17 protein-coding genes are annotated in these 23,393 nt (G+C 42.1%); 11 read left to right on the top strand and 6 right to left on the bottom strand.

What is annotated here, in order from left to right; translation table 11 throughout:
- The first annotated feature begins 57 nt into the window (after positions 1–57).
- From MTO98_RS23355 to MTO98_RS23345, 3 genes are all read left to right on the top strand, one after another.
- Positions 58–1,497 (top strand): APC family permease, encoded by a 1,440-nt coding sequence (locus MTO98_RS23355; protein WP_243481394.1) that lies wholly within the window; start codon positions 58–60, stop codon positions 1,495–1,497.
- Complete coding sequence (gene dacB / locus MTO98_RS23350; RefSeq protein WP_243481393.1) at positions 1,475–2,881, top strand: D-alanyl-D-alanine carboxypeptidase/D-alanyl-D-alanine-endopeptidase; 1,407 nt, start codon at positions 1,475–1,477, stop codon at positions 2,879–2,881. Before MTO98_RS23355 ends, dacB begins: the two co-directional genes overlap by 23 nt.
- Before the next feature lie 509 nt (positions 2,882–3,390).
- Positions 3,391–3,786, top strand: coding sequence for a hypothetical protein (locus MTO98_RS23345; protein ID WP_243481392.1), 396 nt, complete (start codon positions 3,391–3,393; stop codon positions 3,784–3,786).
- 11 nt (positions 3,787–3,797) lie between these two features.
- On the opposite strand, the gene MTO98_RS23340 is transcribed toward MTO98_RS23345, so the two are convergent.
- The 3 genes from MTO98_RS23340 to MTO98_RS23330 all read right to left on the bottom strand — a co-directional run bounded on the left by MTO98_RS23340 (position 3,798) and on the right by MTO98_RS23330 (position 6,563).
- Positions 3,798–4,250: a lactate dehydrogenase gene (locus tag MTO98_RS23340; protein ID WP_243481391.1), complete on the bottom strand. Its 453-nt coding sequence runs from the start codon at positions 4,248–4,250 to the stop codon at positions 3,798–3,800.
- Positions 4,251–4,334: 84 nt separating this feature from the next.
- Positions 4,335–5,378 carry a response regulator gene (locus tag MTO98_RS23335; RefSeq protein ID WP_243481390.1) on the bottom strand — a complete coding sequence of 348 codons (1,044 nt, stop codon included), beginning with the start codon at positions 5,376–5,378 and terminating at the stop codon, positions 4,335–4,337.
- Positions 5,379–6,563 (bottom strand): PAS domain-containing sensor histidine kinase, encoded by a 1,185-nt coding sequence (locus MTO98_RS23330; RefSeq protein ID WP_243481389.1) that lies wholly within the window; start codon positions 6,561–6,563, stop codon positions 5,379–5,381.
- 185 nt (positions 6,564–6,748) lie between these two features.
- Between MTO98_RS23330 and MTO98_RS23325 the strand changes: the two genes are divergently transcribed.
- The 6 genes from MTO98_RS23325 (at position 6,749) to MTO98_RS23300 (ending at position 17,289) form a co-directional block, all read left to right on the top strand.
- Positions 6,749–7,990, top strand: coding sequence for a YdcF family protein (locus MTO98_RS23325; protein WP_243481388.1), 1,242 nt, complete (start codon positions 6,749–6,751; stop codon positions 7,988–7,990).
- Positions 7,991–8,081: 91 nt separating this feature from the next.
- Positions 8,082–8,960 (top strand): hypothetical protein, encoded by an 879-nt coding sequence (locus MTO98_RS23320; RefSeq protein ID WP_243481387.1) that lies wholly within the window; start codon positions 8,082–8,084, stop codon positions 8,958–8,960.
- 378 nt (positions 8,961–9,338) lie between these two features.
- Positions 9,339–12,620 carry a TonB-dependent receptor gene (locus MTO98_RS23315; RefSeq protein ID WP_243481386.1) on the top strand — a complete coding sequence of 1,094 codons (3,282 nt, stop codon included), beginning with the start codon at positions 9,339–9,341 and terminating at the stop codon, positions 12,618–12,620.
- Positions 12,621–12,640: 20 nt separating this feature from the next.
- Positions 12,641–14,173 carry a RagB/SusD family nutrient uptake outer membrane protein gene (locus tag MTO98_RS23310; protein ID WP_243481385.1) on the top strand — a complete coding sequence of 511 codons (1,533 nt, stop codon included), beginning with the start codon at positions 12,641–12,643 and terminating at the stop codon, positions 14,171–14,173.
- A 56-nt stretch (positions 14,174–14,229) separates the two neighbouring features.
- On the top strand, positions 14,230–16,308 hold the full coding sequence (locus MTO98_RS23305; protein ID WP_243481384.1) for a glycoside hydrolase domain-containing protein: 2,079 nt from the start codon (positions 14,230–14,232) through the stop codon (positions 16,306–16,308).
- Between the two features lie 126 nt (positions 16,309–16,434).
- Positions 16,435–17,289: a glycerophosphodiester phosphodiesterase family protein gene (locus tag MTO98_RS23300; RefSeq protein WP_243481383.1), complete on the top strand. Its 855-nt coding sequence runs from the start codon at positions 16,435–16,437 to the stop codon at positions 17,287–17,289.
- 334 nt (positions 17,290–17,623) lie between these two features.
- Here the strand turns inward: MTO98_RS23300 and MTO98_RS23295 are convergent, their stop codons facing one another.
- Positions 17,624–19,390 (bottom strand): OmpA family protein, encoded by a 1,767-nt coding sequence (locus tag MTO98_RS23295; RefSeq protein ID WP_243481382.1) that lies wholly within the window; start codon positions 19,388–19,390, stop codon positions 17,624–17,626.
- Positions 19,391–19,509: 119 nt separating this feature from the next.
- On the opposite strand from MTO98_RS23295, the gene MTO98_RS23290 reads away from it, so the two are divergent.
- Together MTO98_RS23290 and MTO98_RS23285 are read left to right on the top strand one after the other, a co-directional pair.
- Positions 19,510–20,610: a hypothetical protein gene (locus MTO98_RS23290; protein WP_243481381.1), complete on the top strand. Its 1,101-nt coding sequence runs from the start codon at positions 19,510–19,512 to the stop codon at positions 20,608–20,610.
- Between the two features lie 205 nt (positions 20,611–20,815).
- Complete coding sequence (locus MTO98_RS23285; RefSeq protein WP_243481380.1) at positions 20,816–21,757, top strand: AraC family transcriptional regulator; 942 nt, start codon at positions 20,816–20,818, stop codon at positions 21,755–21,757.
- A 51-nt stretch (positions 21,758–21,808) separates the two neighbouring features.
- Here MTO98_RS23285 and MTO98_RS23280 read toward each other — a convergent pair whose 3' ends face one another.
- A complete protein-coding gene (locus MTO98_RS23280; protein ID WP_243481379.1) occupies positions 21,809–22,504 on the bottom strand; it encodes a Crp/Fnr family transcriptional regulator in 696 nt (231 codons plus the stop codon).
- Between the two features lie 239 nt (positions 22,505–22,743).
- The gene (locus MTO98_RS23275) at positions 22,744–23,391 is read right to left on the bottom strand and encodes a response regulator transcription factor (RefSeq protein WP_243481378.1); all 648 of its coding nucleotides are present in this window, start codon (positions 23,389–23,391) and stop codon (positions 22,744–22,746) included.
- Positions 23,392–23,393: the final 2 nt, after the last annotated feature.

Genomic DNA, 23,393 nt, shown 5'->3' with positions numbered 1-23,393 from the left:
AGTTTAGAGATTTAAACTCTAAAACGATATATGGCGAAAAACTTATCGCAACCCAAAATGAAACACGAGCTTAGCCTTTTGGATGGTACCATGCTGGTATCAGGCTCCATGATAGGCTCGGGTATTTTTATTGTTAGCGCAGATATTACCCGTAATGTAGGCTCGGCCGGCTGGCTTATAGCCATCTGGATCATCACCGGTTTCATGACCCTTACCGCGGCCCTTAGTTACGGCGAGTTGAGTGGTATGTTTCCAAAAGCCGGCGGCCAGTATGTTTATTTAAAAGAGGCATACAATAAGCTTATCGCTTTTTTATATGGCTGGAGTTTTTTCGCAGTGATCCAAACCGGCACAATAGCGGCGGTAGGGGTGGCTTTCAGCAAGTTTACCGCTTATCTGATTCCCGCTTTTAGCGAGGACAATATATTGTGGAAACTCCAAACCGGTACAACCCCCGCCGGCGACCCTAAGTTTTTTACCATAAGTGCCGCACAGGTGGTTTCCATTATATTGATCATTATACTTACTTATGTAAATACACGTGGAGTAAAGGGTGGTAAACTTATTCAAACAATTTTTACGTTAACGAAGCTTATCAGCTTATTCGGCTTGATTGCCTTTGGCTTGCTGGCTTTTAAAGGAGATATATGGCATGCTAACTGGACCAACGCCTGGGATTTGCACAATCTTAATAAAGACGGCAGCATTACCACGCTTACAACCGGCACTGCCCTCGGTGCTATAGCTGCTGCCATGGTAGGCTCTATTTTTAGCAGCGATGCCTGGAACAGCGTAACCTTTGTGGCCGGCGAAATGAAAAACCCCAAACGCGATGTAGCCCTGAGTATGATGTGGGGAACTATCATTGTAACCTTCATTTATGTTATGGCTAACGTGGTTTATACAGGCGTACTATCGTTACATGAAATTACTGTTGCCGATAAGGACAGGGTAGCTGTGGCTGCTTCGCACGTTATTTTTGGCAATATCGGCACTTACGTAATTGCGGTGATGATCATGGTATCAACGTTTGGTTGTAATAATGGCTTGATCCTTTCGGGTGCAAGGGTTTATTACACCATGGCTAAAGATGGTTTGTTTTTTAAGCAAACCGGCAACCTCAATAAATTCGGCGTGCCGCAGTTTGGGTTATGGATTCAGTGCGTGGTTGCTTCATTACTTTGCCTGAGCGGCCGTTACGGCGATTTGCTGGATATGATCTCGTTTGTAGTAGTAGTATTTTATGTGTTAACCATATTAGGCATCTTTATTTTACGTGCTAAACTGCCAAATGCCGAGCGGCCTTACAAAGCTATCGGTTACCCAATTTTGCCAGCCCTTTATATTATCATGGGGATAGCATTTTGCATATTGTTGTTTACTTACAAGCGTGATTTTGCCCTTTATGGCCTTGTAATTGTATTGATCGGGATCCCGCTATATTATATCTCACAGCGGAACGTTAAGAATGAGGATGAGAAGGTTACTGTTAGTTAGTTTTTTATTTATAGGCGGATCTGTAGCGGCGCAAACGCTTCAGCAAAAAATATCAAATGCGTTTAACCGTTTACAGGCCGATAGCCAGTGCAGTTATGCATCAGTATCGTTAACAGTACTGGATGCCAAAACCGGCGAGCAGGTGTTTGCCGGAAATCCCAATATGGGGTTGGCTACAGCTTCAACGCTTAAAACCATTACCAGCATTACGGCTTTTAATATTTTAGGTCCAGATTTTCAGTATCAAACCCAGTTAGGTTATACAGGTGATGTCGGCACCGACGGCACCCTCAACGGGGATATCATCATTAAAGGTGCCGGCGACCCAACCCTGGGCAGCTGGCGGTATGAGCAAACTAAAGAGAGGCATGTATTAACGCTTATGGCCAATGCCCTGCAAAAGGCAGGTATCAAAAAAGTAACCGGCCGCATCATTGGTGACGATAGCATTTTCGGCACCCAGTCAATCCCCGAAGGATGGATCTGGCAGGATATCGGTAACTATTACGGTGCCGGTACATCGGGCCTTTGCTGGCGCGAAAACCAGTTTGATATCAAGCTTCGTACAGGTGTTGTTGGTAACCCTGTAGGCGTATCACGCACTGTTCCGCAAATGCCATACCTTTCCTTCAAGAGCGAACTGATCAATGGTTCGGCAGGCTCTGGCGATAACGCTTATGCCTTTTTACCTGTTGGCAGTAAGGTGATGTACCTGCGCGGTAGTTACGCCACTGACCAGGAAAAAAAAAGTATTTCGGCAGCCCTACCCGATGCCGCTTATGATGCTGCATTGAGGTTGAATGATACGTTAAGAAGTTTAGGTATTATCATTGGTAACGAACCTGAATCTGCCGCTACTTTGAGCGCTAAAAACCTGGCTTTGCCGGTTATTGCTAAAAGTCTGACAACTATATCATCGCCCACTTTAAGCAAGATAGTTTATTGGCTAAACCAGAAGAGTATAAACCTATACGCAGAGCAACTGCTTAAAACCATAGCCTGGAAACAAGGCCGTAAACCAACTACTGCCAATGGAGTTGACGAGGTGCAAAAGTTTTGGGCAGCACGGGGGATAGATACAAGGAGTATGAATATTTACGATGGCAGCGGCCTCTCGCCCGGCGACAGGGTAACTACCTTAACGCTCGCCCGCGTCCTGCAATCAGCTAAAAAAGAAAGCTGGTTTGCTGATCTTTATGCAAGCCTGCCTGTTTATAATGATATGAAAATGAAAAGCGGCAGTATCAATAATGTGTTGTGTTATGCTGGCTATCAAACTAAAAACGGGCGTGAGCTTTGTTTTTCTATTATGGTTAATAACTTCAGCGGGTCGAGCAGGGGGATAAAGGAAAAAATGTTCCGGGTACTGGATGAGCTGAAGTGATCTGGAGCTTCTTTAATCTGAAAGGAAAAAGCGTGGGATTGTGCGATTCCCCTCTTGAGAGGGGCGGAGGGGTGTGTTCCTGCTTTGATAAGCTTGTAGCAGAAACACACCCCTGCTATCGCTCGTTCCGCTGCGCCCCCTCTCAAGAGCAGGACTGTTGCATTCTATAATATATAACGCAAGTTCAAGCGTCTTTCGCTTGAATTATAACCAACGTAAGCGTCCACGCTTACGTTTATAACGTATTACGGGAGCGTGGACGCTCAATTAAGGCTAACGATCAAGCGTAGACGCTTAATCGTGCAAGTTTTTAAGAACTCAATATTAGAACGCAACAGCCCTGCTCTCAAGAGGGGAATCTTAAATCTTTTGTACAATTAATTGTTTAAATTAACGGCTATGGTGTGGACGCTTGACCATACACATGGGGCCAATATATTCATACCTCCTTTTATTCTATTGTGAAACATCTTAACTTTATTGGAACCATAATACCATCAAAACCAATAATGAAAAATTATAAACTTATTTTCCTTGCGGCGCTGTCATTTGCCGCCTGTAAAAGCAAAGGCAGTTCAACTGATGATGTGCAATCCATCAAATTCAAATTTACAGAGCTTGGCCGCGAAACCCAATTCAGGATCACCTGCGATAAGTTTGATTATTACTTCCCCGAAGGAAAAGAAAAAAACTTTGATAAAAAGCCGGGTATTGATAGCGTGATGCAGTTGTTAACAGGTATGAAAACGGTAAGTGATGGTACCGAGCCGGATGTACGCGGAAAGATCTATATCACCCATGCTACTAAAGCTATCGATACAGTATGTGTTGGCGTTAAAGCGCTAAGCTATAAAGGCACAACTTATGAAACGCCACAAGCGTTGTTAGTGCTGATACAGAAATAAGATTACAGCTCTTACTTTACATCATCCAAAACCATACTCCTGCATCCTTTAGCACAAACACATGCTTTGCCTACACACTTATTTAATTGCCAAAGATCAAGGCAGCGGATGGTTTGATTGGCAGTTTCCTGTAATTGATTGTCGGTATTCAGGGGCTGTTGCAAAACGGCTGCGGGGATATTGGCCAGTTTAATACCAAATTGTGTGGCTGCTTCTTTATCGATATGACCGGTTTCGGATGAGCGGGTAACAATATATTTTATGCCGGCCATTGCAAGCTTTTCGATAACGTTGGCTGTTACCTTGTCATCAATAGTGATAATGGCTGCCGTTTTCCCTTCCGCAAAAATGGCGGTATCCGGGGTAAGATTGTTTGATATGAGCGTAATCTCATGTTTTTTATGATTGGCTATCGCCAGAAACTCTTTTTCGAAGGGCTTAATATTGTAGGCTATCGCTTTCATCCATGATTTATTTAACCAAAGGCAAAGCTATCTTTAAGCTGTCGGAGCGGGAATGAGTAATATCAGCAAAAAAAGTGACAACGGTCAGTTTTTCATTTTGCCAAGCCGTTCAGGAGAAAGTACAGTGATCAAACTACCTTTTTTATCAATAAGGTTTTCATCTTTAAAATCGGTAAGGGTGCGGCTTACGGTTTCGGTTGCAACACCGGCCATGGCTGCAAGGTCTTCGCGGGATACTTTGAAATCACCGCCCTGTTGTTTATAAAGGCGCATCAGCGTATCGGCCATCCTTTTTCGTACCGAGTTGTAGGCAAGCTGCAATAGCTGTTCTTCCCTGTCGCGAATATGGTTGGAGAGTAGTTTGATAAACTCCCGGGCAACATCAGGATATAAATTGAGCAGGTTATCCAGCTGGTCTTTAGGGATCAGGCACAGCAAACTATCCTCCATCGCCGTAGCGGTATCGGTATAAGCTTCGTTAGAGAGCATGGCATTTACCCCGAGGTATTCTTCGGCTGAGTGGATGGCAGTCATCAGCTCGCGGCCATCGCCGGCCAGTTTAACAGTTTTTACCCTGCCGTTCAATATCAGGTACAAGCCATTCCCTTTGTCACCGTCATAGTAAACAACTTGGTCCTTTTTAAACAGGCGGGCTTTGCGTTCGGCTATAATGCGTTTTAACTCGGTGAGGCCAATGTTTTTTGATACAATAGAACTTAAATTTTCAAGCGACTGGCTATAAAAACTTTGCTGCGCATTTTTTTTCCGGAGCCTGCTTTCAATGGCGCTCAGGAGTTCCATATCATCAAAGGGCTTGGTTAAATAATCGTCGGCCCCCATCTCCATACCCTTGCGCTGATCAATCCGCTCGGCTTTGGCTGTTAAAAATATGAAAGGGATGGCAGCTGTTTCGGGGTTCTTGTTCAGCATGTATAAAACGCCATAACCATCAAGTTCGGGCATCATGATGTCACAAAGAATAACATCAGGCAGGTTTTTTATAGCAAGATCAACACCTGTTTTACCGTTATCAGCCTCAAATACGATGTAGCCGGCCAGTTCCAGTATTTCAACCACGTTTTCACGGATATCGGTATTATCTTCTATGATCAGGATCTTTTGGCTCATTTATGCAGGGAATGAAATGGTGAATGAAGTGCCTTCGTTTACATTGCTTTGAAAATCAACGCTGCCGTTCATGAGGGCGGCATACCGGGCCACAATATTAAGCCCTAAACCGGTGCCGGGAATATTGCCTGTATTGTGCGCCCTGAAAAACGCTTCAAATAAATGCTTCTGATCGCCGTCGGGAATACCTATACCATTATCTTTTATAGTGACGGAGCAGCCGGCAGCATTTATTTCGGTATTAAATTCAATAAAACTGTTCTCGCCCGAGTATTTGATGGCATTGGTAATGAGGTTGATAATGCAGTTTTTGAGCAGGTTAATATCAAGTTTTACTATGCTGGTGGTGCCGGTATGCTGGTAAAGAATATTTTGATTTTGTTTGGCCATAAGCTGCATTTCTTCAGTTATTTCTTCGGCAAGCTTAACCAGGTCAAATGTGGTGTATGATGGTTCAACACGGCCGGCTTCCAGTTTTTCGAGTGAAAGGAAATCATTCAAAATAGTAGTGAGGTTACCAACCGCGTTTTTTATTTTGTTAACATGCTTGCTGATCTGCGGGCTTTGCAAAGGCTCGGCGTATTTGTCAATAAGCGAAGCCGATAGCTGAACGGCGCTCAATGGCGTGCGAAATTCATGTGATGCCATAGATACAAAGCGGCTTTTCAATTGGCCCAGTTCTTTCTCTTTTTCAAGTGATTGGCTTACTTCCTCTTTCGCTTTTTGCAGTTCCAGTACCGACTGCTTTAATGACAGGGTACGTTCTTCCACCACTTCTTCCAGATGAGATGCGTATTCCTTCAGCTTGTCTTCGGCTTCTTTTTCACGGCTCAGGTCATGAATAAAGCCGGTATAAATTTTTCGGCCCGAAAAATTCACATTGCTAACACCAAGCCTGAAGGGAAATTGACTGCCATCCTTTCGCAAGCCGGTAACTTCACGGCCTATGCCGATGATATGCGCTTTGCCGGTAGTTTGATAACGGTTTATATAATGATCATGCTCCTGGCGGTAAGGCTGCGGCATTAACATAGATATATTTTTGCCAACCACGTCGCCCGGCTCATACTGAAAAAGCTTACATGCCGATGGGTTGATGGTTTCAACTATCCCATGTTCATCAATGGTGATAATGCCATCTATAGCGTTTTCAATAATGGCTTTTAATAAGGCAGCATTTTCCATGGGGTATGTTGGGTATAAATATCAGCTTTTACAAATATCAAAATTGACATGGATTATTTATTCCTAAAGATGGTATATCTTAATTTAAATCAAAAATAGGCATGTTTTGTAAGAGGAAAGTTACCGATAGTTAACTTTGAGTTTACTTGTTCGCGCGTTATTTGCGCCTTGTTAAAAAACAACAAATGAAAAAAATCCTGCTATTAGCGCTGCTTGGTTTAGGAGGTTTAAATGCCTCTGCGCAAACCCCGGCCCCGGCTAAAAATACCCCGACAGATTATGTAAAGACTACAAACTACGGCCTGCTGACTTTGTTTGAACAGGACGCCGAAGTAAACGCTTTACTTAAAAATGACCCCCAACTGGCTCTGCTTACCCAGAAAAAACTAAGCGCCCTTAATACTTCGCTTACTGATTGTAAGGATGCATCATGTTTAACGGCGGCCGTAAAACTAACCGACGATGATATCAAATTAGTAGGCGATCGCCTCGCGGCTTTATACAAAACAGGCAATGCACTTGATAAGCTGGTTAAAGCAAAGCTCATCCCTTCGGGCCAATACAGCTTATATAAAAACGTGTCGCCCGGGCAGTTGCTTATAAAAGCCTGGGAGCAGGATGCGGGCAGTATTAATTACACTATTGGTGTTTATGCCGAAGGCAAAAAACCCAACTATCCGCAAATTGATTCTATCAGCTATAATGTTAAAGCAAGGGCGTATTATACGCTGATGTACGATGCCTCTGCTACATTAGCCGGTGATATTAAAGGAACAAAATTGTTTTTTGAACCTGCTATGCAGGCAGCGCTGCTTTACCTGCAAATAAACGAAAGGCAGGATCCGGCTAATTATGAGCCAATGGAACTAAACGCAAATAAGGCTGCTGTTGCCCGTATCAAGACTATTAAATGGGGCGATTATCCATACTCAAATATCCTTGTACCTGGCGCTGGCCCTGATGATTTAACATCGCCGTTGAGTGGGGAAGGCATGTTGCGCTGCAGGCTTGCGGTACAGGAATATAAAGCAGGTAAAGCACCGTTTATCATTGTATCGGGCGGTAAGGTGCATCCTTATAAAACAAAGTATAACGAGGCTGAAGAAATGAAAGTTTACCTGGTCAAAACCCTTCATATCCCCGAAAATGTAGTGATTATTGAGCCGCATGCCCGCCATACCACCACCAATATGCGCAACAGTGCCAGGCTGCTTTATAAATATGGTATCCCTGCAGATAAGCCGGGTATTGTGGTTACCGATAAATCACAAACTGATTTTATCATGAATATGGATGCCCGTTGCCAAAAGGAGCTTAACTACGTGCCTTACAAACTGGCTAAGCGTAATTCTGAAACCGAAGTTGAATATTTCCCGGTTGAAGAAGCTAAACAAATTGATCCGGACGAACCTCTTGATCCTCGTTAAGAAAGCCGAAGGCAGAATGCGGAAAGCTTAAAGCTATGATTTGGTTTTAAATGTAATTGATTGAAAGTAGTCAGTAAACTTATTTAAACTCATGCAAAAACTCACTTTAACTGTAATAGCTGCTGTTTTAGGTATCGGCAGTATCACCACCGGGACAATTGATCACAAACTCAACCGCGCAATAACCATCGATTCGTTAGGTGCCTGCCAGGGAATCTCTTACCAAAACGGCCGCATATTTTTATATGGCGACAGGGAAGTTGGTATGATCCGCGAGTTTAAGCTGGAAAACGACAGCCTGGTATATCAGCATAAAGAATATAAGCTGACCCAAAACGGGCAGGACGTTATCAACCATCCAACCGGTATTGCTTACAACAATGATAAAGGGCCTACTTTTATAGGTAATTCCATTCGCCTGAATGCCGCGGGCAGCCAATGGAGAGCGGTAATTTATAACGTGAACTGGAAAGGCTTGCTTAAAACCGGCACACTTGACGGCAATTTGATCAATACCATTGAGGATGACGCCTGCATACAGGGCACCCGCCCCGAATATGTTAAATATAATAATAAGTGGTATGTAGCCAGTGCCGATTATGGCGATCATGGCAACGAAGTGCGTTTATACGACCCGGAAAAGCTGGCAAAAGCCAAAAGCACTAAGGAACCGGGTGTACTTTACAAAAAGTTTACATGTACGCCCTGGGTACAAAACCTGTTTTGGAAGGCCGATAAGGGCGTTTTGGTGCTCATCCAAAATAAGCTTGAAGGCAGGCAGTGGCGGTTTACCTACGTTGATTTGAATAAGTCGGTTGAAGCAGGTAAGCAAGTGGTATTGAGCCAGGTTGACCATATAGACAGGGGAGACGAACTGGAAGGTTTTTCTTTGCTGGGCGGCGATGAAAAAGGTATCGCCGTGACTTCATCGCGTAAAAATAATGTGAATTTTACCACTACTTCGTGGTAGTGCCTAATAACTAACTAAAGCAAAAATGCCTGCAAAGGCAGGCATTTTCTTTATTTTTTATTAATATAAACTTAACGCTAAGGTAGTCTTTGGTTAAGATAGTTGGTTTAGCTTTGCTGTCATTATTGCAATATTAATAACCTTGTATTAATATTATTTAATGATAACGTAATAATAATTATTAAATTATTAATTTCTTACTTACGTCTTTAAAAACAATCGCCTATGTAACATTAACTTCAACTTAACATCGAGCTCGGCGATAAAACTAAGAACCGGTGAATGCGCTAACACTCACGCGGTCCGGGATAATTGTCAAATAACTCAAAAGCGGTCCAAGGCTTAAAGTCATTTCTTTCAACAATCAATTTTAAAAGTATGAATAAAAAGATTATTCCAAATCTTTTGAGCAGGTTTTTTTTAATTCCTGCATTATTTTTACTGGTTTTGCTAAAACCTTTTATCTCAAACGCTTCGGCAAAAAATATAGTATCAAACGCCGCAAAGCAAATTACCGGTACAGTTACCGACGAAACCAACCTTCCTTTACCGGGCGTGTCAGTACGTATTAAAGGTTCTGACAAGGGTACTGCTACCAACACAAACGGTAAATATACCATCTCGGCCGAGGAAGGTGCGGTGCTGCTTTTTAATTTTATCGGTTACGATCAGCAGGAAATAACTGTTGGCAGTGCTTCAAATTATAATGTTAAGATGAAACCGAAATCAAACATGCTTAACGAGGTTGTAGCCATCGGTTACCAAACCATCCGTAAAAGTGATGTTACCGGTGCTATTGCAAGCATAAAACCGGGTGATCTTAATCTTTCGGCCCCTTCATTAGGTCAGGCACTTGCCGGCAAAGTAGCAGGTGTGCAAATATCGCAAACCAGCGGTGCCCCATATACAAGCACTAAAATAAGGGTAAGAGGTGTTGGGTCACTTAACGCCAGTTCTGATCCCTTATATGTAATTGACGGTTACCCTGCAGGTAATGACCTTTTCATTAACCCTGATGACGTTGAAAGTATCGACATCTTGAAAGATGCTGCATCTGCTGCTATCTACGGTTCACGCGCATCTGGCGGTGTAGTATTGATCACTACTAAAAAAGGCAAAGAGGGTAAAGGCCGCTTTGAATATGACGTTCAAACAGGTGTTGATCAGCTTGCTCACAAAGTGAAATTATTAGATGCCGATCAGGCTGCTTTACTGGTTATCGACGGTCGTAACAATGCCTATCATGACCTTTGGGTAAACTCTGGTCATACCTGGAATGACGCTATGTACTCTGATCCGAACAGCACTCGTGTTGCCAACGTTGGTAACACCGGCAGCGTGAGTATTCCGGATGGTTTATACAATTTTGCGGCGCAAACCCCTATCAAGCAAACTGTAAATACCGACTGGCAGGATGAATTATACCATAATGTAATTTTCCAGAAACACACCCTTTCATTCTCTGGCGGTGCAGCTAATAATGTACGTTATTATGTTAGCGGCTCTTACCAAAATAACCCTGGTATAATTGTATCATCAGGTCAGCAACGTTATAACTTCCGTTCAAACGTTGAGGGTGATGTAAACAAACGTATCCATATCGGTGCAAACGTATCATATACTCAAAACACTAACCAGGAAATTCCGGAAGGCCGTTTTGACCATGGTCCGGTGTTGGGCGCTTTGATCTACATGCCATATCTTCCGGCATACAATGCTGATGGTTCACTGGCTACTAATGCTGAAGCTGCCGGCTCTACTCAATATGGTTACCAGGGCATCGAAAACCCGGTTGCACTTGCTGAGCGTGTTAAACTTAACAGGAAAGGCTACCGCAGTACTTATAACGCCAACGTAACGTATAACATATTACCTGGCTTCGATTTTAAAACAAACTTAGGTACGCAAACCTATACTGAAAAGTACGATTATTATTATCCTACTACTATCAGCAACGGTACATTTCCTCCGGGTTCACAACAGTCAATACTGGCTGCCAATGCGCAGGCTTCAAATTTAACAACGGTTGATAAGCTTGCTGAGTTTACCTTAAACTATAGCAAACAAATTGGTAAGCATCATTTTGATGCCTTGGCCGGTTATACTGCTCAGCGTACAACTAACGATTATATTGCCGTTACCGCCAACGGTTTCCAAAATGATAATATTCCCGAAATATCAAACAAAGGAGCTTTGGCAGCTAACTTCAGCTTAAACTCAGCTTATAAAAACGCCTTTACCTTATTGTCATATCTTGGCCGCGCCAACTATAACTATGCAGGTAAATATTTCTTAACCGCATCGTTCCGTGCCGATGGTTCATCACGTTTTGGCCCGGCAAACAAGTATGGTTATTTCCCTTCGGTTGCAGCCGGCTGGAACCTGTCTGACGAGTCTTTCTACCACAACTTCCTTGGCGATCAGTCAACAGTTAAAATCCGTGCAAGCTGGGGTAAAAGTGGTAACTACAACATTGGTAACTACAATATCCAGCAAACACTGGCAAGCCCTACCGGTGTAGTGCTTGATGGTAACAGCGCTGTAACAGCCACTTATCCTGGCGGCCTTAAAGACAATACCTTAAGGTGGGAAACTACTTCGCAGTACAACGTTGGTACAGATATAGGTTTGTTTAACGGCCGGTTACAGGTTATTGCCAACTATTACCTGAGTTATTCATACAACCTGCTGTACAACCAGCCAATATCGGCTATTTCGGGTAGCACAACCATCCTTACCAACCTGCGCGATTCAAAGATCCGCAACACCGGTTTTGACTTGCAGTTAGACGGTAAGATCATCAACAATAAAGACTTTACTTTTGGTGTAAGCGGTAATATTTCATTAAACCGTAATAAGGTTGTGAAACTACCTGCCAATAACACTTTGATCATTAACGGTGCCGAGCGTTCATACCTTACCAGTATTACAACCCAGGGCCAGCCAATCGGTATGTTTTATGGCTTTAAGGTTGGTGGTATAATCAATGCATCAAACTATGGCAAAACTGCTCCGTCTGCTTCACAAACCAACCCTGCCAAAATTGGCGACCTTTGGTTTGTTGATACCAACAAAGACGGTGTTGTTAACGATGCTGATAAAACCATTATCGGCTCGCCATATGCTAAATTTACCTACGGCTTTGCTTTCAACAGTACCTACAAACGTTTTGATGCAAGCGCTTCATTCAACGGTTCGTACGGCAATCAGATACTTGACGGACAGGATTATTACCTGTACAATGGCGAAGGTTCAGGCAACCAGTATGCAAATGTTGCACAGCGTTACCGTAACGAAGCCGACCCGGGCGACGGTTCATTTTACCGCGCTTCACGTGCCGGTACACAAAGTAACAGTACCCGTTTATCAACCTTTTACCTGCAAAGCGGCTCATACCTGCGTTGTACTAACCTAACCTTAGGTTATACACTGCCTAACTTTTTACAACAAACTTTAGGCCTGAGCAAAGCACGTGTATTTGCAAGTGTGGTTAACGCATTTACCATCACCAAGTACAAAGGCTATAACCCTGATGTTGATTATAACTACTCGGGCGCTGCTTCAAACAATACCCAAAATCCAAACCTTGCTCCAGGTATCGATTATGGTACTTATCCGCTGGTTAGGTCATACAACTTAGGTGTTAGTGTTACTTTTTAATAAATTTTTTAAAGAGATAGATGATGAATAAGAAATTTATAGCCATGGCCTGCCTTGCGGCCGTTGTGGCAATATCCCCGTCTTGTAAAAAAGACTTTTTGAACGAAAGCGATCCAAACGCTATATCAGTTGACGCGAGCTATAAATCACCTAATGACGTTTTGCTGGCTGTTAACGGTATATATCAATCACTACGCAGCGGAAATAACGTTGGCGAGGGCAGTGACCTTTGGACAGACCAACGCTCGGATGATACAGGTACACAAGATAACCAGTCAAACTCAGGTGAGCCATTCCAGTTTGGCAACTTTTCTATATTACCAGCCAATACTTATTTGAAAAGCCACTGGGTGTCATTGTACACCACAGTTAGCCGTGCCAATTCTGTTTTATCGAATATCGACAAGGTTTCTTTTCCTGATAATTCCGTAAAACTGAAATATGCCGCTGAAGCTAAATTTTTACGCGCCTTTATTTATTTTGACCTTGTACGTACCTGGGGCGATGTGCCTTTGGTAACTAAGGCCTTATCGTCAGCAAATGAAGTTGCGGCGCAAACATTTCGCGAAAAACAAGCAACTGTTTATCAGCAAATTGTTGCCGACCTGACCGACGTGATCGCCAGCCCGCTGCCTAACCTGCAGGCTTCAACCGGTCGTGCTTCAAAAGCTGCTGCTAACTTCCTGTTAGGCCAGGTATACCTTACTATGGCTACTACACAGGATCAGGCTAACCGCACAACTAACCTTAATAATGCCAAAACATTTTTAATGAATGCTTACAACATGCGTACTTTCGGCGCGTTGAATGCCATTCCTTATACTGATGTTTTTGATGTTTCTAAAAAAACAACGTGTCCGGAGTTGATCTTCCAGATCGTGAACATTCAGGGCGATTTGAACTATAGCTCATCAATAGCTGCCAATTTCCAGGCTAAAGGTGAAAACGTTAACTCGCAAAAAGTAGCAACCGGTGCAGGCTATAACGTTACCCATGATCTGATCAATGAATACGAAACTAACGATCCGCGGATGACCTTCTCTGTTAAATATGCTAATGATCCTATCGTAAAAGATTGGTTTGTTACCAAGTTCAGGGATATTAGTACAGCTGCCGGCATTAACGGTTACGGCGGTAACGACTGGATCCTGATGCGTTATGCTGATGTGATCCTATCATTAGCCGAAGTAAACAACTACCTTGGTGATCAGGCTACTGCTATCGGCTTCCTTGATCAGGTGCGTACCCGTGCCGGTATGCCAACTTACGTAGTATCAATGACCAACAGCGATTATGCTACGAGGTACCCAACACTTAAGCTTGCTATTTTACACGAACGCCGTGTTGAGCTTGCATTTGAGCACCACCGTTGGTTTGATTTGCTGCGCACCTTTACAACTGATGAATTGGTTGCTTACTTCCACGCTAAAAAGCAAACAGATTTTGGTTTGGCTTCACTGGCAAACTTTACTACTAAAGATCGTTATTATCCAATCCCATTTGATGAGTACAAACTTGACCCTGTTAAGATGTACCAAAACCCGGGTTATTAATACTGATGTTACATAGAAAAGGAGGGGCCCGGTCCCTCCTTTTTTTATTTTGCGCTATGAAAAATACTTTCATTACTATATCTACAATAGCTTTATTATTTACTGGTTTTAATGCTTCATCGCAAGTGAAAAAATCTGCTGAAGCGTCGCCCGCAAGCCAGGTAAACGTTTTTGTAGGCTCTTCCGGCGATCATGGGCAAATGTCGCCTGCTGCATCATATCCTTTCAGTATGCTAAGCATCGGGCCGCAAACGTACCCTAACCTGCATATGGGCTATGAGCACAAAGCCAAAGTGTTTTTAGGTTTTACCCACAACCGTTTTGAGGGCGTCGGCTGCCAGGGAAGTGGCGGCAATATTTTGATCAAGCCTTTTTTAGGCGATGATGCAGGTGCCTCCATCCTGAACAAGGTAACAGAACAAGCCGGACCGGGATTTTACCAGGTAGCTTTCAGTAACCACATAGCAGCTAAAATAGCTGTTTATCAAAACGCTGGCGTTGAGAGCTACAGTTTTCCGCAAGGCAAAAAAGGTTTTTTTATCGACCTGAGTCATACACTTGCCAATCGTTTTGTAGCCGAAGAACATGAACTTGGCAATAATGAAATTACCGGTTGGATTGACTCCCGCACCACTTGTAACGTAGGCACCTATCGGGTTTATTATTGTATTAAATTTAGCCAGCCGGTAACTTTTTCACCGGCGAATGAACATAAATTAATAGCTGCTGTAACGGCAGATCAGGTGCAGCTGAGTGTAGGTGTATCGTCGGTTGATGTTGCACATGCTAAGGCCGCTGTTAAAACAGCCGGTTTTGAGCAGATGAAAGCCCAAAGCAGCGAAGGCTGGAACAAAGTATTGAGCCGTATTAAAGTGAAGGGTAATGCTGAACGTGAAAAACTTTTTTATTCGATGCTTTACCGTACGGTTCAATCGCCTTACGTTGTTTCGGAGACTGATGGTAGCTTTAGGGCAACTGATGGCAGTTTGCAAACTACCAAAGACAGCATTTATAATGGCTGGGCTATTTGGGATAATTACCGTACACAATTACCGCTGTTATCTATTTTATATCCCGATAGATATCAGTCCATAACTACATCGCTTACCAATTTATATCGTTTCGGCAAAAAGGATTACGCCACCAAACATGAGCCTTCAAACACGGTGCGCACCGAACATGCTATTGTAGTACTGCTGGATGCTTACCGTAAAGTTTATAAGGTTGATTTTGCCGCTATTGCCGATTCATTAAAGGCAGATGTAGATAAACTTGACTTTTCGCACCCTGACAAAGCCTTAGAATCAAGCTATGATACCTGGGCATTTTCGCAGATTTTGGCTATCGAAGGTAAAGCTGAACTGGCCGGTCAATACAAGCAAAAGGCCCTGCGTTACAAGGAATACTGGAATAAAGATTTTAAAGACATTACGAAAAATGACGTTGACCGTGTTTCGGCCCGGGGGCTTTACCAGGGAACCATTTGGCAATACCGCTGGTTTGTGCCTTTTGATTTGAAAGGCTTGAAAGAGTTGATGGGCGGCGAAAAAGAGTATATACGCCAACTGGATCAGTTTTTTGACAATGATTATTACAATCACGCCAACGAGCCCGATATCCAGGTGCCGTACATGTATAATGCCTCGGCACAGCCATTTAAATCGCAGGCAGCAGTACACAAGTATGCTGCTGATACTGTAGTGCAATACTATTTTAATGATAACAGCCGTGGTATTGATCCTTTTGTTGATGTTATTTACCAAAACAAGCCGGATACTTATGTGCGTACCATGGATGATGATGCCGGTGCCATGTCGGCATGGTTTGTTTTTGCCGCTACCGGTATCTCGCCGGCTTGTGTTGGCTGGCCGGTTTATTACCTGAATGTACCGTTGTTTAAACAGGTACAATTTGCATGGCCGGGAGGCAAAGCTTTTAATATCACGGTACCTAATTACGTTGAAGGTCGCAAGTATATCCAATCAGTAGTATTAAACGGTAAGAAATTGAACCGTAACTGGCTCACTCACCAGGAAATTATGCAAGGTGGAACGTTGGTTATTACTGCTGCCGATAAGCCAAATGAGCAATTTGGTGTAAGTGATAAGTGGGTGTCTGATATTGATATGAAATAATGAAATAAGAACATGTCGTTGAGATCGCGGCGTGGCAGCCGCACAGAAGCATGAACGCCCTGTATAATATGCGATTGCTTCGTCGTTCCTCCTCGCAATGACATTTTTATAATTGAAATAAAACAAATGAAACTAAAACTATTAATCCTGGCCTCAACCATTTCACTATCGGTAAGTGCCCAAAACAAAATCCAGGTAACCGCACATCGCGGTGACTGGCGTAATGCTCCCGAAAACTCATTGAGAGCGTTTCAATACGCTGCCCAAATGGGTGTTGATATCGTTGAGCTCGATCTGAAGAAAACTAAAGACGGCGTTGTGGTGATCATGCACGATGGTACTATAGATCGCACAACAAACGGCAAAGGCAAACCTGCCGATTACACTTTTGATGAGATCAGAAAATTTGGCTTGAGGAATGGTATAGGGCGTGTAACTAAAAATCAGATTCCTACGCTTAAGGAGGTAATGCTGGCGCTAAAAGGCACAGGTGTAAAGGTTAATCTTGATAAAAGTTATGATTACTATCATGAAGCCTTAGCCATATTAAAAGAAACCGGCACGGTGCAGCAGGCTATTTTTAAATCGGAAGTACCTTATGCTGATCTTAAAGCCCGCTACCCAAGCCTTATTGATAGCATCATTTATATGCCTGTGGTAAACCTTGATAAACCGGAAGCCAAACAGGTCATTGTAGATTATCTTAAAAACATGAAGCCTTATGCTTTTGAGCTTAATTTTACTAAAGATACCTCGTCTGTATTAAGGGACAACAAGTTTATTACCCAAACGGGTTCAAAGGTTTGGATCAATTCATTATGGGCTTCGCTAAATGCAGGGCATGATGATGATACTGCTGTGGAGGATGATAACAAAAAAGATAGCTGGGACTGGATCATAGCTCATGGCGCTACCATCATTCAAACAGACAGGCCGCAATTAATGCTGGAATATCTTCGTAAGAAACACTTACATAAATAAACGTTGAACCTTGGGCGTTGTTAAAAAGCGATTTGATAAAAATAGTATAAGAAAATATATCATTGCTTCGTTATTCCTTCACTTAGGACAAGTTTAAAACAGTTGTCGTGCTGAGCCAGTCGAAGTATGGGGCATCCTTTGACTGGCTCTGGATTACTACCTTCCCTCTATACGTACCATTTACCTTATGTTTTCTTAAAGTCTATCTCGTATGGTTCTGGAGTTTAATGTATTATGGATATCTGCCAGGATGTTTTGAACAGTAAATCTGCATGTAGGATACAATAGGGTTTCTTCAACAACCCCTAATGGAACGTTAATGTCAACAAGCAGTTTATAAATCTATATCGATCAGGGGGGTGTTATTAGACTTTTCAGTAATTTCCACGCTCCTGTTTTGAAATTGGCGGTCGTAATTATTTACCCCGCTTAAAGGACTCGCAGTGCCAAGTGCTATTTTACTTTTAATTTGTACGGCGGTAACATGCTGGCTTATTAAATAATTAAATACGCTGTTTATCCGTGCCTGTGAAAGTTTAATTGGGGCGTTATGGTCGTTATTCAGTTCTGTTCGTGGTATTTCCTGTGCATTGCAATGTCCTTTTAAATCTATTTGAGCGCCTGGGTTGGCCGTTAGATAGGCGACTATTACTTTAAGTTTGCTTTTCATATCAGCCTTTAGCACAGATTGATTGGGATCAAATGTTATCCTGGTTGGAAAAGGGCTGCTTGCTGCTATCAGGATAAATTGAACGCGACGGTTAAGTACACGGCCTTCTTGAGTTGAATTGTCGGCAATTGGCTTAGTTTCACCGTAACTTTTTATCTTTATTTTCTGAGGCGCAACGCCCGAATTAACCAAATAAACTTTTACTGAATTGGCACGATCGTTAGATAGCTTCATTTTATATGCTGTTGTTCCCTCATCTTTTGATGCAAAGCCATCAATTTCTATAATTTTGCCAGATGCCCGTAAATCTGCCGCAGAAGCGTCTAATGTCGGATAAGATGAAGTTGTTAATATGGAGCTTTTAAAACCAAACTGAATATTTGCGTAAGCAACTGTACCGGTTGAAGCCTGTATCGTATCAGCATGTATTAACACAAAAGGGCAACCAGAACCATCAACTACGCTACCTGCAGCAGTACCTGGGCATTTGTCAAACTGATCAGCAACACCGTCACCGTCAAAATCTTTTTTCAGGTCGTTAACAGCAGTTTCAACGTTAGCAATACGGACCTTTAAAGCTTCAACTTCCTCACGTAAAGCTGCATCATACAGCTCGTCATACATTGTAGCCACCGGGTTAGCCCACTCTAATACTGGTTTTGATTTTGAACCTAAAGTGAATGCTAAGCCAGCATAACCGTATGAGTAGTGGTCTTTAGTAGGATAAGCTCTGTTGAAACCGTCAAAGTTGTCACCATCAACATGGTTTTGAGTATAACCCAAATCTAAGGCAACAGCGTCGCTTAAACGGAATTTAACACCTGCACCTACAGGGATAACCAATTCTTTTACGTAGTGCGTACCATCAGTACCATCGTTTTTGAAGTGAGCGGTGCCATCACCAGAACCATTGTTTCTTACAATTGTTGGGTCATAGATAGCTAAACCACCGCCTGCTTTGAAGTAGAAGTTAACAGCATTTTTACGACGGATGAAATCGATAGTAGCAACATTAACAACTGCGCTTAAGCTTGCCTGCCAAAATTTGGTATCGTAGCTAACATAGTTATCACGGTAAGTACCAGCGGAAGAAATCGGGTTTTCACCTTTAATTTTACCACCGTTTAGATCTAACTGTAAAGCAAATGAATGTGCTAATTGCTCTTTCAACGAGATGCCGTAACCAAGGCTGATCTTTTTCTTTTGGAAATCTGTTGAACCACCAGTTGCCAATGATTGTGAAGTAACACCACCATTGATACCAATGCTAAATTTCCTGTACTGGCCTAAACCACCAAATACCTTAGCGGTTTGGGTTTCAGATGACGTGGTAGTCGCTGTTGTTTTAGTTGAATCGGAAATATTCTGGGCATATGCAGTTCCCAAATAAGCCAATGATAATATTACGGTAGTCAGGTAGAATTTTATCATAATATGTCCAGGTTATTTTATTAGCTAAGTTATTGTTTTTTTATATATTTAAAAATCTGAAAATAAGGCAGTTGTGTTTAATTGTGGCGATAAATAAATAATCTGTAGATAAAATATTTATGAAGAAAGCTTTTAGTTTCTTGAAAAGATTAAATTTCGAGAATAACAGTCTCGAAAAATTTAAGCTTTTGAACCGTGCCGTCTTCCTGTTGCTTATTTTGATGGTGCTTTTTTACTTAGTTAAGGGAGCTGTAAGCTATCGATTTGATACCAGGGGAGCGCAAAACTACATAGGTTTATTAACACAGAACTATGCTGCCAAATCAGGTTTCGCACCCGGCGATACTTCGGGAATAAGCTGGGCTGGTTTGAAAAATTTGGATACTGCAATAAATAATCCTTTAATAAGGGCAAAGTACGCACCAATTTCAATAAGCAACATTATGGTTGGTAGTGGCAGTGATTCGGCTAAAATCGTATTTCCGGATATTCCCAGCAATAGTTTTGCCGGTATTACGGGGGTTAGTAGCGTATCATATAAAGGGCTGGCCGAGATTGTGAGTCAGTCGATAGGAAATGGCTACTATTCATTGAACTTTGATCAGTTTGTACAACGCGGGGCTTTTGCGAGTGATGCCCAGGTTGGCATTATTTGGGCAATTACATGCATGTTCATGCTTTTCTTGATAATAAACAGCATTCATTACTATGGTCATATCCTTGATCAAAAGAAAATCCAGGCCGAGCAGGATAAATTAAGGAAAGATGTATTGGAAGGAAGTCAGGCTTCGCCGGTTTGGGAGCTTGCGCAAATCACACTTAATAAATATTATCAGCGAAACCTGCTTCAAAACAATTGGATCTTTTATGTAAGTGTAGTTGTAATGATAGCAGGCTTTGGGTTGATCATGTACGGGGTTGGCAATGCTTATGGCCCTAAAAGCGATAAAACAGCCGAGTTCATAGCGGCCGGATCCGGCGTTATAGTGCAGTTTATCGGTGCTACCTTTTTGGTGGTATACAACTCAACCATTACACAGGCCGCGCAATATACTACCTCATTGCAAAAGTTAAGCACTATCGGTACCTCAATTAAGATCCTGGATAGTATTATATTGGATAATGCAAAGAAAATGGAAGGTGATATAGAGTTTATTAAAACCATTACCAACGCTAAAATCGATCTCGCTAAATCCCTTATTGAGCAATCGAAATCATGATAGGATAAATAGGGGAGTTGTTGTATCCTTGTCACTATCGTTTATCAAATTTAAATGCTGATGTTGCCGGTAGTTAGTTTAACGCATTTTCTGCTGATTCTCATTATGTTGTTTGTTTGCGATATTGACAGGCATTTATCATATTCAATGATCGGTGCGCTTTTGTTTTTGGTTTATAATTAGCTTTGTTAACAGTGACAAACGTATGAAAACTGTAACAGTAGAAGATTTTTATAAAAACGCAGCCGAGCTTACCAATAGTAAGGTAGGAGATTTGCTTCCTGCAGATATTAACAAAGAGATTGGGCATTTTAATGTATTTAACCTTAGCGATATTATAGCTAAAATTAAGAAAGACCCTACGCACGTGCCTTACAATCGCAGGTTGTATTATAAAATAAATTTGGTGAGGGGCCGGAATATAGCTGAGTATGCGGATAAGGTGATCAATATTGAAAAGAATGCATTGGTATTTGGCACCCCAAAAATCCCTTACAGCTGGAAACCGCAGGATATGGATCAATCGGGGTGTTTCTGCATTTTTACCGATGAGTTTTTGGTACAATCGAAAAGTGGTGTTGTGCTTGATGCATTGCCAATTTTTAGTCCGGGAGGCTGTCCGGTATTTATGCTTACTGATGAGCAAGCCGAAGAGGTTGCCCTGATTTTTAAAAAAATGCAACAGGAATTAGCATCTGATTACCTGTACAAATACGATCTGATCAGGAATTATGTATTGGAGATGATCCATTATGGTCAAAAGTTGCAGCCCTTTACCAGTTATAGCAGCAGCCACAATGCCTCGGCTAGGGTATCATCGTTATTTATCGAATTGCTGGAAAGGCAGTTTCCTATAGCTTCGCCCGATCAAAAAGTTATACTGCGTACTGCTAAAGATTATGCCGACAGGCTTGCTGTGCATAGTAATCACCTTAACAAGGTGTTAAAAGAAAGTACAGGTAAAACCACTACAGAGCATATAGCCGGCAGGATCATTCAGGAAGCCCGCATCCTGCTTAAACAAACCAACTGGAATATTTCAGAAATTGCTTATAGCCTGGGTTTTGAGCAACTATCGCATTTTTCCAGCTTCTTTAAAAAGCAAACATCGTTATCGCCGGTTGAGGTTAGGAATTTGGCGGGGTGAGGGCTTAACTAATCCATCTAAAGCCAATAGTGGTTTTCACAACGTTTTCTTTTATAGATCATCATCCTGTGTTAAAGCCAATAGCCCTTCACGATTGATGATGCTGATTTTTTTGCCATTGGTGCTGATCAGTTTTTCCTGCAATAACTCGTTAACTACCCTGAAAACCGTTTCATAAGTAGCGCCGGCATACGAGGCCAGGTCCTGGCGCGTAAGTTCAACGTTGATATGACCGTCTGGATTTTTTCCGAATTGTTCCTGCAGGCTTATCAGGGCTTCTGCAACACGGCCTTTTACAGGCATGTGCGCCAGGTTTCGCATTTTATGTTCTGCTTCCTGTAGCTCGTCGGCAAAAAATAATAGCAGTTGGTAGGCAAACTGAGGGTTTACTTTCAAAGTGGCTTCAAAAAACTCCATATCAAGGAAGCATATAATGCCTGGTTCTAACGCAGTAGCCGAAATAGGATAGTGGGTTGCGTGTTTACCCAGTACTCGATGTCCAAAAATTGCTCCTTTATTAGCAAAGCGGATAATAAGCTCTTTATCGGCCCCCCATTTTTTATGAACTTTTATATTACCCTCGAAAACAAAATAAATTCCCTTTACCGGGTCGCCTTCACTAAAAATTACCTGTCCCTTTTTTACGCTAAAGTTTTTTTTATTGGCCGCTATAGCCGGAAGCCATTCTTTTATACAGCCTTTGCATAAAAAACATGTGTTATTATCGCATTGAATATTTCTTTTCATTCAAATCTTTATCAATCAGTCAACGATTGTTGTAAAAATATCAATGAAAATTGTATTTATCGTTAAAATATTGAATTATTTATAATAAAATTCTATGAATTTTTAATTTAGTTGGTTTCTTGTATTGATTTTTGTTTGGTTTTAGTGTCTTTAATTGGTTTTTTTGTTTTACGGCGTCGTTTTTGCTTTCTGGATCTTAGGGACAAGTTGTTTTGTTTGTTAATTGGTGTGATTTTCAATTAAATTATTCCATTTTTAACAGCGAACATGACCAGCCCGGCTGTATTGCGTACCCCCACCTTGTCAATTAGCCGTTGCCTGATGCCTTCAACCGAGCGCGGACTAAGAAATAATTGCTGCCCCATTTCATTGGCCGTTTTTTCTGCGCAGATCAACTTTAATACGTCCTGTTCCCGTTCGGTTAATTCAATGCCTTCTTTAAAAGATGGCTTGATATTGCCCTTTATTACCAGTTTTCTTAACAGCGCGTTACTTACAATATTGTTAAAATAGTAGCCTGTTTCGTGTACCGAATATATCGCTTTCCTGATCTCATCGGCTTCGGCGTTTTTTAATAAGTAACCGTTTGCGCCAATCTCCATTAAGTGGATCACGAATTTTTCGTCGTCGTACATGGTTACTACTATGATTTTTATATCAGGATATTTCTTTTTGATGAGTTTGGTAGCTTCCATACCATCCATCACCGGCATTTTAAGATCCATGATAATCACATCTGGCCTATTGGCCTCAACGCCCTTTAACAGGTCTTCGCCATCTGCAGCTTCAAGCATCACTTCCAGGTTTTCATCCTGGGTAAGGCCAATTTTCAGCCCGTCCCTATAAATGGTATAATCATCGGCTATGGCAATTTTAATAGGTTTCATCG

This window comes from Mucilaginibacter sp. SMC90 (assembly GCF_022811725.1).
Taxonomy (GTDB): domain Bacteria; phylum Bacteroidota; class Bacteroidia; order Sphingobacteriales; family Sphingobacteriaceae; genus Mucilaginibacter.
This window is presented reverse-complemented; position numbering and strand designations above follow the sequence as displayed.